We start from the raw sequence: 15,730 nt of genomic DNA on the forward strand, positions 1-15,730 counted from the left end.
CCTCAAGATTAAGTTTTTGTCATGCTGCCACACCGATGTGGACATCGTTCTGATCATCTCCTAGGATTTGTGTACGCTGTACACAAGACGGCGATATCGATCTGAACTTATCCACCGGAGACTTAAGCATGCAAGTCGAAATCACCAAGGAACACCGCTGGCTGCACCGGCTGGTAGGCAACTGGACAGCCGAAGGCGAAGCCCAGATGGGCCCCGAAGGCCCGGCCGAGAAGTGGAAGATTCCCGAGCAGGTCAGCAAGGTTGGCGACACCTGGGTGCAGACCCGCTCCGAAGGCGAATTCCCCGGCTGCGGGCCGGCCGTGACGGTCATGACGCTGGGCTACGACCCCGCCCGCCGGCACTTCGTGGGTACCTTCATTGGTTCGATGATGACCCACATGTGGGTCTACGAGGGCGACCTGGAAGCCGACGGCAACACGCTGACCCTGCGCGCCGATGGTCCGGCGTTCGGCCCGGATGGCACCGTGGTGCCGGGCAAGATGGCGAAGTATCGCGATGTGATGGCGTTTCAGGACGACGACAACCGCACGCTGACGTCATTCATGCAGACCGACAACGGCGAGTGGGTCCAGATCATGCAGGCGCGCTACCGGCGGGCCAGGTAGTCGAGACACCCCGTCGTGGCGGCGCCGCCGGTCCTCCGGCGGCGTGCCTGCATCAGGCCCGGTCCAGCTCGTTGCTGTTCCACCAGGCTTCCAGCAGCGGCTGGAAGCGGTCGTCGGGGGCTGGCGGAGTTCGCGTGCTCTTGCGCGCCGGCGGCAACTGGCGTCCGGTCAGCTGATAGAAGACGGCGGCGGGCGGCGTGCCGGGGCCGTAGGGCACATGGTCGATCACGCTCATCTGCCGCGCGGCCTTCAGGGCGCGCGTGGTCTCCTCGGCGGACAGGCCGCAGGCGTCGGCCAGCCCGTCACGGCGCACCGGGCCCTGACGCTGCAAACCTTCGATCAGCAGATGCACGCATTCGCGCGTATTCCTTTTCATGCCGCGCATTTTTCCGCACTGCCTGACACTTCACAATGACACTTGACACTTGTTTGCAATCGTCCACCCGGAAGTGTGGCAAGGACGCAAAAATCACTTCGTAAGCGTCGATTCAGGCACTTGAATAGCGTACCCCTTGCGCCGGCCCTGATACTGTATAAACATACAGTATTCGACGAATTCCTATGTCCGCGCCGACTGCGCGTGGGCCGACAACCCGATCATGACCCCCGTCCCGCATGGGCAGCCTTCGCTTCTGGCAGAGGACCCTGCGCCCCCATCCTCCCCGCTGGCCGAGCCGCCCCGCGAATCGGTGCGCGAACTCGAACAGCGGTATCCCGGCCTGTGGCGCGCGGGCCAGTTGGGCCGTGCCGGCCGGCTGCCCGTCTGTCCGACCGGCTATGACGCGCTGACCGCCGAGTTGCCGGGCGGCGGCTGGCCGGCCGGTGCGGTGACGGAACTGCTGCTGACGCAGGACGGCGCGGGCGAGTTGCGCCTGCTGATGCCGGCGCTGCGCATGCTGGCGGCCGGCGGGCGGCGCATCGCGCTGGTCAATCCGCCTTACCTGCCGAATGCTGGCGGACTGGCGGGCGGATTGGACGATGACCGCCTGCCCGCACGGCAGCTCTACTGGGTGCGCCCGCCGGTGGCCGCCACGATGGCCTCGCAGCGCACGGACATGCTCTGGGCGGCCGAGCAGATGCTGCGCAGCCAGGCGTTCGGCGCGGTGCTGGTGTGGCTGGCGGGCGCGCGGCCCGAGGCGCTGCGGCGCCTGCAGGTGCTGGCGCAGGCTGGCGATACCGTGGTGTGGGTGCTGCGGCCCATGCGGGTGCTGCACGACTCGTCGCCGGCGGTGCTGCGGCTGGCGCTGTCGCCGCAGCCGGGCAACCTGATGTCGATCACCTTCCACAAGCGGCGCGGCCCGGTGCGCGACACGCCGTTGCTGTTGCCCCTCGAAGGCATGGCCCATGTGCCCCGGCGCACGGGCATGCCTGCCGTTCCCACGCCCGCCGTCGCGGCGGGTCTCGATCCGATTGCCCATGACGTACTGGATCGCGGTGCATCTGCCGCGCCTGCCGCTGGACGCGCTGCAGCCGAGCTGGCCTGAGCCCGCCGGCACCCCCGCCGCGCATGGCAACGGTACGCTGCAGCAACTGCCGGTGGCCGTGATGGCGCACGAGCGCGTGGTGCTGGCCAATGGCCCGGCCGCGGCGCTGGGCGTGTGCTACGGCATGCGGCGCGGCGGCGTGCAGGCGTTGTCGGCCGATGTGGTGCAGCTTGAACGCGATCCGGCCGCCGAGACCGGTCTGGTGACATCCGTGGCGCTGACGCTGTTGCATTTCACGCCGGCCGTGACGATCGACCCGGAACCCGAATCGGCCACGGTGATGCTCGACGTCACGGCCAGCCTGCGGCTGTTCGGCGGGCATCGTGCGCTGTGCCGGGCGATCCGCGCCCGCGTGCGGCAACTGGGCACGTTCGTGCAGGTTGGCAGCGGCACCACGGCGCAGGGCGCGGCATGGCTGGCGCGCCAGCCGCTGCGCAAGACGCCGCGCGGCATCGTCCGGCCGGCCCGGCGCGCGGTGCAGGCGCCGCGCATGATGCGCCTGCTGGACCGCCTGCCCGTGACCTGCCTGCAGGCGTACACCGATCCGGACTGGCTCGAAGGCGTGGGCTGCCATACGCTTGGACAGGTGCGGCAGCTGCCGCGCGCGGGTTTGTCGCGCCGTATCGGCACCGAACTGCTGGCGCGGCTGGACCAGGCCTATGGCAACGCCCCTTCGGGCTTTGCATGGTTCGAAGCGCCGCCCGCGTTTGCACAACGCATGGAGCTGCCGGGCCGCATCGAATCGGCCGAAGGCGTGCTGGCCGGGGCGCAGCGGCTGCTGCTGGCGCTGTCGGGCTGGCTGGCGGCGCAGCAGGCCGGCGTGACGCGCTGCGTGCTGGTGCTGGAGCACGAACGCTACCGGCTGGGTGAGGACACCGACAGCACGCCGGTGCCGCTGGCGCTGGCGCAGCCGAGCCGCGACCCCGTGCATCTGTCGAAGCTGCTGCGCGAGAAGCTCGACAAGGTGCGTTTTCATGCGCCCGTAGGCGGCCTGGGACTGCGCGTGGAGACGATGGAAACCTGCGTGCCGCAGAGCGATTCGCTGTTTCCGGAGCCCGGCGCCGAACCGGCCGAGCTGGGCCGGCTGATCGATACGCTGGTTGCCCGGCTGGGCCGCGACAACGTGCTGCAGCCACAGCCGCTGGCCGACCATCGTCCCGAGCGCGCCAACCAGTGGTGCCCGGTGGGCGAGACGCCCGCGCGCGCGCCGGCCACGGGCGCCTTGCCGCCGGAGCGGCCGCTCTGGCTGCTGGAAGCGCCCCAGCCGCTGCGTGTGGAAAAGCACCGTCCCGTGTACCAGGGGCCGTTGGTCATGCTGACGCGCCCCGAGCGCATCGAGGCCGGCTGGTGGGATGGCGGCCTGGCCACGCGCGACTATTTCATTGCCGAACGCGCCGACGGGCTGCGCTGCTGGGTCTATCGCGAACGCCCCGGCCGCCCCATGCGCGACGGGCAGGAAGACGGCGGCGAATACCGCTGGTTCCTGCACGGCCTGTTTGCCTGAGCGCCCCGGAGCTTGGCGATGTTGCCCGGATTGTCTTCCCTGTTGCCGTCGTTGCCCGACTATGTCGAGCTGCACTGCATTTCCAACTTCACGTTCCTGACTGGCGCGTCGCATCCGCAGGAACTGATTTCCCGCGCGTTCCAGCTGGGCTACAGCGGCCTGGCGCTGACCGACGAGTGTTCGGTGGCCGGCACCGCCCGCGCGCACCACGCCATCAAGGTCTTGCGCGAGGACATGTGGGAAGCCGTGGCCCGCAGCGCGCGGCGCCTGGCGGCGGGGCAGGGTGCGGGCGACGTGGACGATGTGGAGGACATCGTGGCCTTCGTCGAGGAAGACGACGAGGAGGGGGGCGAGGGTGGCGATGAGGAAGGGGCGCCGGTCGACTTCGGCGAAGACCCCGATGCCGCGGCACGCCGGCACGCGATGCTTGAAACGCTGGCCGCCGCGGCCGACGCGTTCAACCTGATCATCGGCAGCCGCTTCACGCTGACGGCGGCCCCGGGCGACACCATGCCGCCGCCCCGCCTGGTGCTGCTGGCGCAGAACCGCGAGGGCTTTGGCAATCTCAGCGAGTTCATCACGCTCGGGCGCCGGCGCGCCGACAAGGGCAGCTACGTGCTGTATCCGTCCGATATCGCCGATCCACAGCCCGACGTGCATCACTTGCGCGGCATGCCCGATTGCCTGGCGATCCTGCTGCCCGACTACTGCGCCGATGCCGAGGTGTTGCGCGCACAGGCGCGATGGTGCCGCGACGTGTTTGGCGACCGCGTATCGATCGCGCTGGAACTGCTGCAGGGCCATGCCGAAGCGTTGCACCGCGAACGCCTGCAGCAGGTGTCGCGCGATACCGGCGTGCCGCTGGTGGCCACCGGGGCGGTCAACATGCATGTGCGGTCGCGCAAGCCGCTGTCCGACGTGCTGACCGCCATCCGGCTGGGCCAGCCGCTGCCGGCCTGCGGCATGGCACTGGCGCCCAATGCCGAAGCCCACCTGCGCATGCGGCAGGTGCTGTCGCGGCTCTATCCGCGCGAGGCGCTGGCGCGCACGCTGCAGATCGCCGACCAGTGCCGGTTTTCGCTCGACACGTTGCGCTACGAATATCCCGAGGAACTGGTGCCCGACGGGCTGACGCCGATCGGCTATCTGCGGCAGGCGGTCAGCAAGGGCATCGACGAACGATTCCCGCACGGCATGGAGCCCGAATGGGAAAAGCAGCTCGAAGGCGAGCTGGAACTGATCGAAGAGAAGCGCTACGAGCCATTCTTCCTGACCGTCTACGACATCGTCAGCCATGCGCGCAAGCTGGGCATCCTGTGCCAGGGACGCGGCTCGGCGGCCAATTCACTGGTCTGCTACTGCCTGCATATCACCGAGGTCAGCCCCGAGCAGGCCAACCTGCTGTTCGGGCGCTTCCTGTCGCGCGAGCGCGACGAGCCGCCCGATATCGACGTCGACTTCGAGCACCAGCGGCGCGAGGAAGTCATCCAGTACATCTACGACAAGTACGGCCGCCACCGTGCCGCGCTGGCGGCGTCGCTGATCACCTATCGGTCGCGCAGCGCGTTGCGCGACGTGGGGCGCGCGCTGGGCATCGACCCGAGCGTGGTGGAGCACGTGGTCAAGGGCCAGGCGTGGTGGGACGGCGGCACCGAATTCATCGAGCGGATATCCCGCTACGGGCTGGACCCCGATTCGCCGGCCGTGCGGCAATGGGCCAGCCTGACCGAGCAGTTGCGCGGCTTTCCGCGCCACCTGTCGCAGCACGTGGGCGGCTTTGTGATCGCCCGGCACAAGCTGTCGCGGCTTGTGCCGATCGAGAATGCCGCCATGAAGGATCGCAGCGTGATCCAGTGGGACAAGGACGATCTGGAATCGCTGGGCCTGCTCAAGGTGGATGTGCTGGCGCTGGGCATGCTGACCGCCATCCGGCGTGCGCTGGCGATGATCCCGAATCCCGAGCCCGATCGCGCGGGCCTGCCCACGCGCATGGAAGACCTGCCCGAGACCGACGATGCCACCTACGCGATGATCTGCAAGGCCGACACCATCGGCGTGTTCCAGATCGAATCGCGCGCGCAGCAGTCGATGCTGCCGCGCCTGCAGCCGCGCCAGTACTACGACCTGGTGGTGGAAGTGGCGATCGTGCGGCCGGGGCCGATCCAGGGGGGCATGGTGCATCCCTACCTGAAGCGGCGCGAGGACCTGCGCCGCACGGGCAAGCTGCCCACCTACTTCAACGACGTGATCCGTCGTGTGCTGGGCCGCACGCTGGGTATTCCGATCTTCCAGGAACAGGTCATGCAGCTGGCCATCGAGGCGGCCGGTTTCACGCCGGGCCAGGCCGACCAGCTGCGCCGCTCGATGGCCGCGTGGCGCCGCCGGGGCGACCTGAAGAAGCACCAGGACGCGCTGGTGCGTGCGCTGACGTCGCGCGGCTACCCGGAGGCCTTCGCGCTGGCCATCTGCAAGCAGATCGAGGGGTTTGGCGAATACGGGTTCCCGGAAAGCCATGCGGCCAGCTTCGCCAAGCTGGTCTACGTGAGCGCCTGGATCAAGTGCCACCACCCCGACGCGTTCCTGTGCGCGCTGCTCAACAGCCTGCCGATGGGATTCTATTCGGCATCGCAACTGGTGCAGGATGCGCGCCGCCACAAGGTGGAAGCGCTGCCCGTGGACGTGACGGTCAGCGGCTGGGAAAGCGCGCTGGAGCCACAGCGGCCGGGGCGGCCGTATCGCGACGTACGGCTGGGCATGAATCGCGTGAAGGGCATGCGCGAGGCCGCCGCGCTGCGCATCGAGGCCGCGCGTGCCGAACGGCCCTTCGAGAGCGTGGAAGACCTGGCGCGCCGCGCGCGGCTCGATGCCCACGATATCGACGTGCTGGCCGCGGCCGACGCGCTGGTGTCGTTGGCCGGCCATCGGCGCCAGGCACGCTGGCATGCGCGCGGCGCGGCGGTGCAGACCGCGCATCGCGACCTGCTGCACGAGGCGCCGCCCCAGGAACTGGCGCTGGCGCTGCCCGAACCGAAGATCGGCGAGGACGTGGCGGCCGACTATGCGAGCCTGGGCCTGTCACTGAAATGCCACCCGCTGACGCTGCTGCGACGCCGGCTGACCGCGCTCAAGTACATCACCGCGCAGCAGCTGTCACGGCTGGGCAACGGCCGCCGCGTGCGGGCCTGCGGCATCGTGACGGTGCGCCAGCGCCCCTCCACTGCGAGCGGCACGATCTTCACGTCCATCGAGGACGAAACCGGATCGATCAACGTGATCATCTGGCCCGACCTGGTCGAACGCCAGCGCAAGGAGGTACTGGGCGCCACGCTGCTGGGCGTGATCGGCACCTGGCAACGGCAGGGCGACGTGAAGCACCTGGTGGCCCAGGAGCTGGTGGACCTGAGCCCGCTGCTGGGCAGGCTGATGGTGGGGAGCCGGGATTTTCATTGACATCGGAATGTTCCGACTGGCGATGGCGCGGACAAGCCGCTACCGATGAATTTCGGCTCCGTATATCGGCAAAAATTGATTTCAGGATTTCGTTTGAGTTAGCTGTAGAGAACGCAACACCAATATTCCCCGCTGGTTTGAAACCGGATAACGTGCGCCGCGAGGTGCGTGGCTTGTGTGCCGCCTCCCGTTCGCAGGGTTCGTCTCAAATCACGGAGCAGGGAACATGGCTGGTGTCGTGGATACGCTCACTACGGTTGGCAGGGCGCTGCAAGGCGCGTTGACGGGGCGGCAGTCCTATCATCTCGACGTTCCCGCCGCACCGGATGCCGCGGCATTGTCAGTGGTGTCATTCGAAGCCACTGAACGTCTGGGCGAGCCCTATCGCCTCAAGGCGGTGCTGACACATCCGCTGGGACTGGTGCGCGAGAATTACCTGCGCAAGCCGGCCACGTTCAGGGTGACGCCAGCGGACGGATCGGTGCCGCGCCTGTTCTCCGGCTGGATCTCGCAATTCTCGCGAACCAGGACCACCCGCGATTTCTGTGCCTACGAAATGGAGCTCAGGCCCACGGTGGCCTTGCTTGAATTGACCACGGCCAGTCGCATCTACCAGCAGAAGACGGCACTGCAGATCATCGAGTCCATCCTGCGGCGCCACGGCCTGGAAGGCCACCAGTTCGCGTTCCGGACGCGTCGCGAATATCCCGAGCACAAGTTCCGGCTTCAGTACCAGATGACGGACTGGGATTTCGTCCGGCTGCTCATGGAGCAGGAAGGGCTGTACAGCTACTTCGTGCCGAGCCGGTTCGGTACCCATCTTGGCGAGGTCTTTACCATCGCCGATGATATCGACCACTACATCTACCAGCCGGCGCTGCATGTGCCGTATCGCGAGACGGCCGGTCTGGAATCTGGCGCCGAGACCGTGTTTTCGCTGCAGACCCATGCGCGGACCGTGGCGGCGTCATTCATGGCCGCCGATTACAACCCGGACCATGCCTACGAGCGGTTAAGGGACGAGGCCAATCTCGCTTTCAATGACAAGGGAAACTACGGTCAGCCCTATGTCTTCGGCACCCATCACCTGGACTGGAAAGGTGCCAGATGGGAGGCGCAGCTTCGTCATGAAGCGGCACTGGCCGGCCAGATCGTCTACGAGGGTGAGAGCAACGTCCTGGAACTCTGCCCCGCACGCATCCTGCGCATGGATGCGGTGCTACCCGATGCGCCGCACGGACAGGTTGTTACTGAGGTCATTCACAAGGGTGGGCGAGACCAGGCTTATCGCAACACGTACAAGGCCATTCCGTCGGGTCGGCGCTATCGTCTGCCGATCGACGAAAGAAAGTGGCCGCGCATCGCCGGTACGCTGAGCGGCAGGATCAGCGCGCCAGACCGGTACAAGTACGCCTATCTGACCGGGGAGGGGCGCTACGTTGTCCGCTTCGACTTCGATTTCGACGCATGGCGCAAAGGCGGCGAAAGCGTGCCGCTGCGACTGGCCAAGCCTTTCGCAGGCGGTCTGAAGACCGGCTTTCACTTTCCGCTGCTCGATGGTACCGAGGTCGCCATCGCCTTCCACGACGGTAATCCGAACCGTCCTTACATCGCGCACGCCCTGCACAACAGCGTGCACCCGGACCTCATTACCCATGAGGGCCGATGGCCATCGCGCAATGTCATCCGTACCCAGCGCAACAACAAGCTGCGCATGGACGATTGGGAGGGCCATGAGGGCATCAAGCTGTCGACGGAATACGGCGGCAAGAGCCAGCTCAACCTTGGATACCTCGTCGATGCGGACAGCAAGCAACGCGGGGATGGTTTTGAACTGAGGACGTCAGGGTGGGGCGCCATCCGTGCAGGCAAGGGTGTGCTGATCTCGGCGGACGATCAGCCCGCGGCGAGCGGGCAGCAACTGGAGATGGAGCGGGTCCGGGGCCTGCTGCAGCAGGCGCTGCAGTCTAGCGAAGCGCTGGCGGAAGCGGCCAGGACGGCGCAAGCGGAGGCAACGGACTGCGCCCGCCAAAGGGCCCTGCTGGACGATACGCTGGACCAGCTCAAACGCGCCGGGCTGCTGGCCACCGCGCCAGCCGGCATGGCGCTGGCGTCGGGCGCCGATCTTCAACTTTCGGCCAACGAAAATTTGATTGCGACGGCCACGAACCATGTCGACGTGAGTGCGATCAAGCGATTCACGGTGGCGGCGGGAGAGCGTATCTCCATGTTCGCCCAACGACTGGGCATCAAGCTGTTCGCCGCCAGGGGCAAGGTGGAGATACAGGCGCAGCGTGACGAAATGCGACTGATGGCGGACCAGAACATCACTGTCACCAGCGCCAACGGGCGGGTCGTGATCGAGGCCAAGGATGAGTTGCTGCTCAAGTGCGGGGGCTCGTATCTCCGCATGTCTGCGACTGGCATTGAAGACGGAACGCGCGGGGAACGCACGATCCGATCCAATGGCATGGCGCGGCAGGGGCCGGCTTCGCTGGCGCAGTCGATGAACGAAATGTCCAGGACGGCCTTCAACGACGCCTACGTGCTCCGTAACGAGATCACAGGGGACCCGTTGAGGGACCACCCTTACGAGATCCTGCGCGACGACGGGTCGCGAATCGCAGGCGTGACCGATGCATCCGGCAGGACTTCCGTCCAGAAGAACCAGGATGTCGAGCGCATCAGGATTCGGATTCTTCCTAAGGCGGGCAAGGCGTGAACCGCCTGCCCGACTGTCACCCTTCTTCTATTTGAACGATGGATAGTCCGCAAAGCACCGATCCGCAAGCGCCAGCCGATGTGTCGCATGACGGCGGCAGCCAGACCGTCCGGCTCCCCACCGGCCTTGACTTCGACGGCACGCCAATAGCGTCCGCCGTGCTTACGCCTGACAGTGATCGGTGCGTCAAGGAGATTCACTGCGATCCGCGAACGCCCATACCGGTCATTTTTCTGCCGGGGGTGATGGGGAGTTTGTTGGCGAATAGTCAGAATGGCCGCGAAGTCTGGTACCCACCCAACATGGACGGAGTTGCTTCCGGCTTTGCCGCGTTCTTCGCCGTGTTGCGCGGGTGGCTTCGGGGCGCCGCCTCGCGCGCCGCCCGCTTCGATCCAGAGCCCGCGGTAGTGGACCCTCGTGGTCCCTTGATTTCCATCGATGAAGCCAAGCTCGGGATCGACGCCGCAGAAGCACGCCGGCGTGGCTGGAGCACCCTGCATCGCTGGAGCTACCAACCGACGCTGAAATGGTTGCAGGGGGCGCTGAACAAGCCAATGCAGTATGGCGAGCCCATTGGCGAGTGGGCGAATGGAAGCGAAGACGGAGAGAAGTCGGCCCTGAAGCCGGTACTGGGTACCCACCCGTCGGAATACGGTGGGTACGGCGCCGGTGAAGCCCTGACACTGGATTCCGAAGTATTCAAGACCTTTGTCAGCTATCGATACCCGGTGTATGCGATTGGCTACAACTTTCTGCAATCGAACGAACTGTCGGCCAGGGACGTACTCGATGGGGTCGACTTCGAGGACAAGAGGCGAAAGAAGAAGACACGCATCATGGGCATCCGGGAAATTTGCAGAGAGAACCACACGGACAAGGCCATCATCGTTACCCATTCGATGGGTGGTTTGGTGGCGCGCATGGCTGCCGTGCTATGCGGCGGCGCCGACGACATGCTTGCCGTGCTGCATGGCGCCCAGCCGGCCACGGGCGCCCCCGTGTTTGCCAGGCGATTCCGTGCTGGCGGCGAGGGTAGAAGTGGGCTGGAACGGTTCATCAATCAGAGCCTGTTCGGCGCCAATGCCCGCGAATTTATTGCAGTGGCCAGCTATGCGCAAGGGCCGATGGAGTTGGCACCCATGCCCGATTACAACAACGGAGAGCCGTGGTGGATCGTGGTGGATGCCAAGGGGCGTGAACGATTGCGGTTTCCGGAGACGAGTGCGTTGGAGGATCTGTATGTCAGCGATGCGTGGTATGGGTTATTGCCGGATCCAAAGCTGCTGGATCCGGCGGGGGTGGTGGCGGAGTATTTGAAAAGGGAAAAACATAATATGTCCGTCCACGTCTATTACAAGAATGTTATCGCGGCCGTGGTGCGCAGGCAGGAAGCCCTGGCGAGTGCCTACCACCCCAATACTTACGCAATGTTCGGAAGCGGAGCACTGGAACCTTCCCCAGTCAATGCCGGCGGAGAACTGCAAAAGGTTGAGATTAGCAAGCCGGAGGGCGAGCTATTGACCTTCGGGAAAGTGATCTGGCAAGGCGATATTCCCGACGATGTCTCGCCGGAAGAACTGAAGCGTGCGGAGTTAGAGGAAGACGATCACAAAGGCAAACTGAAGCTGCGTGTGCGTGGACAACTTGTCGTCTTGACCGTGTGGAAGGAGATGCGTCAGGCGGACCTGCGGAACGACGGCGTCAAGGACAGCGGTGTCATACCCGGCGATGGCACTGTGCCCGCGTGGTCTTCAGAAGCGCAAGCGCGGGGGCTTATTCCGGAAGTGGCGGGCCAGGCGGCTCAAGGCGTGCAAATGGCATTCAGGCAGAAGGGTTACGAACACCAATTCAGCTTCAGGCATCCGTGGACGCGATGGGCCACGCTCTATAGCGTGGCGCAGGCCGTTCACAAGATCAAGGGAGGGTGCAGCCAATGACTATAAGTCTCCTTTCACCGTATGTGCAGCGCCTAAGTTTACTCGTGTTCGTGGGCACGTTGTCGGCCTGCGTTAAAACTAGTCTTCCGGAGTCAATCATGAAAGAAAATCCTGTCATTTCCAACCCTCGCCCATGGTGTATAGGGAGAATGGTATTTGATCGCCCCATTAATAGCAGTATGTCTTATGAGAAATATCGATATGCCGGGAATGATATCGAAATAAAACTTAATGTAAATGCGCTGACTTTTCAACGTTTGGTAGAACTTCGTGATCAGAAGCTAAAAGCAATGAAGCGTACCACGCTGATCCCCTACAAGGAAAAAGTTGAAAAAGGGCTGAAATCGATGTGGGTTGAAACGGACATTCCGGGGTTGGAACGGGCGGACTCACCATCCCGAGATTCTCGGATATTCATTTACAAAGAGAGCGCAGACGAAATCTTCGAGGCATTCAACCTGGAGGGATACATTCTGGCTGGGAACACTCAGCTAACAGTGAAGGGCTTGCTCGGTAAAACCGGAGTGCAGCAAGTTCTTCACAGAAATAGCGAATGGTTTCGACAAACCAAATACCGCGAAGACTGGTCAGTGCCCACCGAGCGAGGGTATTGCGTGAAAGGTGCGCTGATCGGCGGGCCTCCCGTGAGTACCGGCTGGGTTGATCAGACATTCCTGCTGATGCCGGGGCGCCCTGCCACCTTTATCGTCACCATGCGCGCATCCCTCGACGTCGATCAGCAAGCCTCCCTGCTCAAGGCCGTCCCTGACCTGCGCCGGGAGTTGGATGGCCGCCTGCTGCTCAGCAAAGTGAAGGTGCTGCGCGAGCGCAAACGTGAGTTCGCCGGGATGCAGGCCGAGGAAGTGTTGCTGTCGATGAAGGAGGATGGTGTCGAGGTGTTTCGCTTCCATCTGATGGCGCCGGGCACCGAGGATGATCATGGCCGGCCATACACGGAAATCCAGTTGGACCTGGGTGCCGAGCCCAGCGAGGACTTTCCGGCAGAACTGGCCACCTCCCCCGTAGATGAAGCCGGCGCCCTTCAGGCCTGGGACACATTGCTCGACAGTTTCCGCCTGCGGCCTGGAGCACTTTGATGCGTTGGGTGTTGGGTCGGACGCGGTGGGCCACGCTCTACAGCGTGGCACTGGCAGTCCATAAAGCGAAGAAGGAGGGCCGCTCATGAGAAGTTCATGCACGGCAGCATACATACTCCGCCTCATCATGGCGATCTTTGCGGTGGGATTGAGCGCTTGTGCTCCTTACCGATCCATCGAGACAAATATGAAAGAGAATCCAGTAATTGCCAACTTGAAACCATGGTGTATTGGACGAATGATTTTCGACAGGCCGGCAGAGAGCAGCATGTCGTATGAGAAGTACACGTATGCCGGCAATGACATCGCAATAAGGCAAAACGTAAGTCAGCACACGTTTATGCGTATGGTCGAAGCGAAAGAGGCAGAGTTTAGAAGCAGAAAACGGACGTACACCATCCCTTACAAGGAAATGCTGGCTAAGGGGTTGAAATCCATGGACATCGAGACTAGCGCTCCATGGCTGGAAACAATGGCGTCACCATCGCCTCAGTCGCGGTTGTTTGTCTTCAAGAAGGATGAAGACGTTCCGAAAGACGTTTTTCAGGGTGAAGGGTACATTCTTGCTGCTACGACGCAATTGACGTTATCCGGTCTGCTGGGAAGAACTGCTATTCAGCGAGTGCTTCGCGACGATAGTGACTGGTACCGCCAGACAAGCTATCGCGAAGACTGGTCTGTTCCAACCGAACGAGGCTTTTGTATCAAAGGTGCGCTAATTGGCGGCGTGGCCCGCAGCACCGAATCTGTCGATCAAACCATCCTGCTGATGCCTGGCCGCCCTGCAACGTTCATCATCACAATGCGTAACTCATTTGACATCGATCAGCAAGCCTCCCTGCTAAAGACCGTCCCCGACCTGCGCCGGGAGTTGGATGGCCGCCTGCTGCTCAGCAAAGTGAAGGTGCTGCGCGAGCGCAAACGTGAGTTCGCCGGGATGCAGGCCGAGGAAGTGTTGCTGTCGATGAAGGAGGATGGTGTCGAGGTGTTTCGCTTCCATCTGATGGCGCCGGGCACCGAGGATGATCATGGCCGGCCATACACGGAAATCCAGTTGGACCTGGGTGCCGAGCCCAGCGAGGACTTTCCGGCAGAACTGGCCACCTCCCCCGTAGACGAAGCCGGCGCCCTTCAGGCCTGGGATACATTGCTCGACAGTTTCCGCCTGCGGCCTGGAGCACTTTGATGCATCGCGATTCGGGTGGACGCAGCAGCAAGGACAGCGGAAGAAAACGGCAGACGCTTTCGTTCGGCACAAACGTTGCCAGTCATTCCGCTAATGCACCGGATAGTTGATATGGCCGTCGATTTCTCCTTGCTGCCTTCAGAAGAGACGTTTGAGGAAAAGCCCCCATCTTTGCGGCTCTGGGGTGTGCTGTTTGTTGCCGCCGTCCTGGTGGGCGTGGCCGCCGTCCTGCTGCTTTGGCCCGATGGCATGCCTACGGACACCTGGCGATTCTGGGCAACGTTGATCCTCTTCCCGGTTGCCATGCCGGCATTCGTCGTCCTGCGCCGGTTTGCGCGCCATGAATCGAACAGGCTCGATGCAGAGATGCGAAATGCCGCCGTCGTCGCTTTCAAAGAACAGGTGTTCAGTGCCGCAAGCATCCCGCTGGCGTTGATTGGCGCCGCGCACCGGCTTTCGGCGGATTCCAGTCAGAATGCCGCCGATGGCGTACGGGAGGGTACGTTGCGCCTCAAGACACAAAAGTCTGTCGCCTACGACACCGCGCCGGTCAAGGCGCGATGGTTCGATGTGGCCGGCGTGCCGATGGCGCCGGGAACCATCAATGCAGACTTCAAGCGTGCAAGTCTGTTGACGCCGTGGCTATTGGACCAGTTGCTGGCCGAACTGGCGCCCCGCATCGAGGCGTTGCCGTTGGCAGTCCCACTCGACGTGCGCTTGCACGTCGTCAACGCGTTGCCGCTCGAACAGAATAGGCGGCTGTGGGACGAATGCTGGGGCGCAAGGTTCGCGCGAGCTGCGTCGCTGGAGACCCCGGCGTTGCCAGATGACCTGATGGCGCTCGACCGATGGCTGGACCGATTGCTCGCAGGCGGCGAGCCGCGTGCAACGTTGTTCGTCAGCGTTCAGCTTCGTCCCGTACTGCATGCGTCGCTGCCCGATGGATCGGCAGAGGCAGGCGTTGCCGTGTTGTTGATGCCCGATGCGCTGGCACACAAGCATGGCATTCACCGTGCTGCGAGTCTGCACCGCCCGGTGCGCGGTCTGGTGATGGAACCCCAGGAAGCGTATTCCCACGCACTGCGTTGGGCCGGAATCTGGGCCGGCGAGTTGGCCGGCGCATGGCAAGCCGGGCTCGATGCCACCCAGGCGGGGGCGCTGCGACAGGCGACGATGAAGCTCGGTATGGCGCTCCATGCCACGGATCTCGACCAAACCGTGGGTCACGCAGGGGTTGCTGCCGGATGGCTCGCCCTGTCTTGTGCTGCTGCGACACTGACGGACGCGACTGCAAGGCAAGTCGTCATGGCGGGTCAGGGCACCAGCGTTGACTGCGCCGTGATCAGGCGCGATAACCCGGCACATGGTAGGCCGGACACAGAACCTTCACGAAACGATCGCAATGACCAGACGCTATGACATTTTGCGGGGAGATGCCACGTCGTCCGGCGGAACCGTGCTGGGCGGAGACGCCCGCGATACGCTGGGTGGCCGCGAGCAAGCCTACGAGGGCGATCCGGTCTGTTGTCCGCAATGCAAGACGGTCGGGCGCATCGCATGTCAGGGGCCGCGCCACTCGATGCGGGACCAGAACGGTAGGGAGGCGGCATTGAGCGACGATATTTGCGCGTGTGGCTGTTCGCCAAGTCCTCTGCTGATTCCGTCCCAATATGGCTCATACACGGATGTATGACAGACGCGTGATCGTAGTGCTTCCAGAATTT

Annotated in this window: 11 protein-coding genes; 10 read left to right on the forward strand and 1 reads right to left on the reverse strand. The window is 63.8% G+C overall.

Going from position 1 to position 15,730, the window contains the following annotated elements; all coding sequences use genetic code 11:
* Positions 1-128 precede the first annotated feature (128 nt).
* On the forward strand, positions 129-626 hold the full coding sequence (locus tag AC3G88_RS09960; protein WP_488772668.1) for a DUF1579 domain-containing protein: 498 nt from the start codon (positions 129-131) through the stop codon (positions 624-626).
* 52 nt (positions 627-678) lie between these two features.
* On the opposite strand, the gene AC3G88_RS09965 is transcribed toward AC3G88_RS09960, so the two are convergent.
* Positions 679-1,002, reverse strand: coding sequence for a hypothetical protein (locus tag AC3G88_RS09965; protein ID WP_400392838.1), 324 nt, complete (start codon positions 1,000-1,002; stop codon positions 679-681).
* 223 nt (positions 1,003-1,225) lie between these two features.
* Here AC3G88_RS09965 and imuA point away from each other — a divergent pair, with 223 nt between their 5' ends.
* From imuA to AC3G88_RS10010, 9 genes are all read left to right on the forward strand, one after another.
* Positions 1,226-2,110 carry a translesion DNA synthesis-associated protein ImuA gene (gene imuA, locus AC3G88_RS09970; RefSeq protein ID WP_488772667.1) on the forward strand — a complete coding sequence of 295 codons (885 nt, stop codon included), beginning with the start codon at positions 1,226-1,228 and terminating at the stop codon, positions 2,108-2,110.
* A complete protein-coding gene (locus tag AC3G88_RS09975) occupies positions 2,043-3,614 on the forward strand; it encodes a Y-family DNA polymerase (RefSeq protein ID WP_488772665.1) in 1,572 nt (523 codons plus the stop codon). The genes imuA and AC3G88_RS09975 overlap by 68 nt, the downstream gene beginning before the upstream one ends.
* An 18-nt stretch (positions 3,615-3,632) precedes the next feature.
* Positions 3,633-7,064, forward strand: a complete 3,432-nt coding sequence (locus tag AC3G88_RS09980; protein WP_488893365.1) for an error-prone DNA polymerase — start codon at positions 3,633-3,635, stop codon at positions 7,062-7,064.
* A gap of 226 nt (positions 7,065-7,290) precedes the next feature.
* Complete coding sequence (locus AC3G88_RS09985) at positions 7,291-9,786, forward strand: type VI secretion system Vgr family protein (protein WP_488772663.1); 2,496 nt, start codon at positions 7,291-7,293, stop codon at positions 9,784-9,786.
* A gap of 38 nt (positions 9,787-9,824) precedes the next feature.
* Positions 9,825-11,723, forward strand: coding sequence for an esterase/lipase family protein (locus AC3G88_RS09990; protein ID WP_488772662.1), 1,899 nt, complete (start codon positions 9,825-9,827; stop codon positions 11,721-11,723).
* A 98-nt stretch (positions 11,724-11,821) separates the two neighbouring features.
* A complete protein-coding gene (locus AC3G88_RS09995) occupies positions 11,822-12,820 on the forward strand; it encodes a T6SS immunity protein Tli4 family protein (protein WP_488772661.1) in 999 nt (332 codons plus the stop codon).
* 187 nt (positions 12,821-13,007) lie between these two features.
* On the forward strand, positions 13,008-14,006 hold the full coding sequence (locus tag AC3G88_RS10000; protein WP_488772660.1) for a T6SS immunity protein Tli4 family protein: 999 nt from the start codon (positions 13,008-13,010) through the stop codon (positions 14,004-14,006).
* Between the two features lie 111 nt (positions 14,007-14,117).
* Entirely contained in the window at positions 14,118-15,425 is a 1,308-nt protein-coding gene (locus tag AC3G88_RS10005) for a hypothetical protein (RefSeq protein ID WP_488893366.1), read from the forward strand.
* Positions 15,409-15,699, forward strand: coding sequence for a PAAR domain-containing protein (locus tag AC3G88_RS10010; RefSeq protein WP_488893367.1), 291 nt, complete (start codon positions 15,409-15,411; stop codon positions 15,697-15,699). The genes AC3G88_RS10005 and AC3G88_RS10010 overlap by 17 nt, the downstream gene beginning before the upstream one ends.
* The last annotated feature ends 31 nt before the right edge of the window (positions 15,700-15,730 follow it).

This window comes from Cupriavidus sp. 86D6 (assembly GCF_057815095.1).

What these genes read in the sequence shown, in the direction of transcription:
- AC3G88_RS09960 (WP_488772668.1), top strand. Translation starts at nt 129, where the DNA reads ATGCAAGTCGAAATCACCAAGGAACACCGCTGGCTGCACCGGCTGGTA.
- AC3G88_RS09965 (WP_400392838.1), bottom strand. Translation starts at nt 1,002, where the DNA reads ATGAAAAGGAATACGCGCGAATGCGTGCATCTGCTGATCGAAGGTTTG.
- imuA (WP_488772667.1), top strand. Translation starts at nt 1,226, where the DNA reads ATGACCCCCGTCCCGCATGGGCAGCCTTCGCTTCTGGCAGAGGACCCT.
- AC3G88_RS09975 (WP_488772665.1), top strand. Translation starts at nt 2,043, where the DNA reads ATGACGTACTGGATCGCGGTGCATCTGCCGCGCCTGCCGCTGGACGCG.
- AC3G88_RS09980 (WP_488893365.1), top strand. Translation starts at nt 3,633, where the DNA reads ATGTTGCCCGGATTGTCTTCCCTGTTGCCGTCGTTGCCCGACTATGTC.
- AC3G88_RS09985 (WP_488772663.1), top strand. Translation starts at nt 7,291, where the DNA reads ATGGCTGGTGTCGTGGATACGCTCACTACGGTTGGCAGGGCGCTGCAA.
- AC3G88_RS09990 (WP_488772662.1), top strand. Translation starts at nt 9,825, where the DNA reads ATGGATAGTCCGCAAAGCACCGATCCGCAAGCGCCAGCCGATGTGTCG.
- AC3G88_RS09995 (WP_488772661.1), top strand. Translation starts at nt 11,822, where the DNA reads ATGAAAGAAAATCCTGTCATTTCCAACCCTCGCCCATGGTGTATAGGG.
- AC3G88_RS10000 (WP_488772660.1), top strand. Translation starts at nt 13,008, where the DNA reads ATGAAAGAGAATCCAGTAATTGCCAACTTGAAACCATGGTGTATTGGA.
- AC3G88_RS10005 (WP_488893366.1), top strand. Translation starts at nt 14,118, where the DNA reads ATGGCCGTCGATTTCTCCTTGCTGCCTTCAGAAGAGACGTTTGAGGAA.
- AC3G88_RS10010 (WP_488893367.1), top strand. Translation starts at nt 15,409, where the DNA reads ATGACCAGACGCTATGACATTTTGCGGGGAGATGCCACGTCGTCCGGC.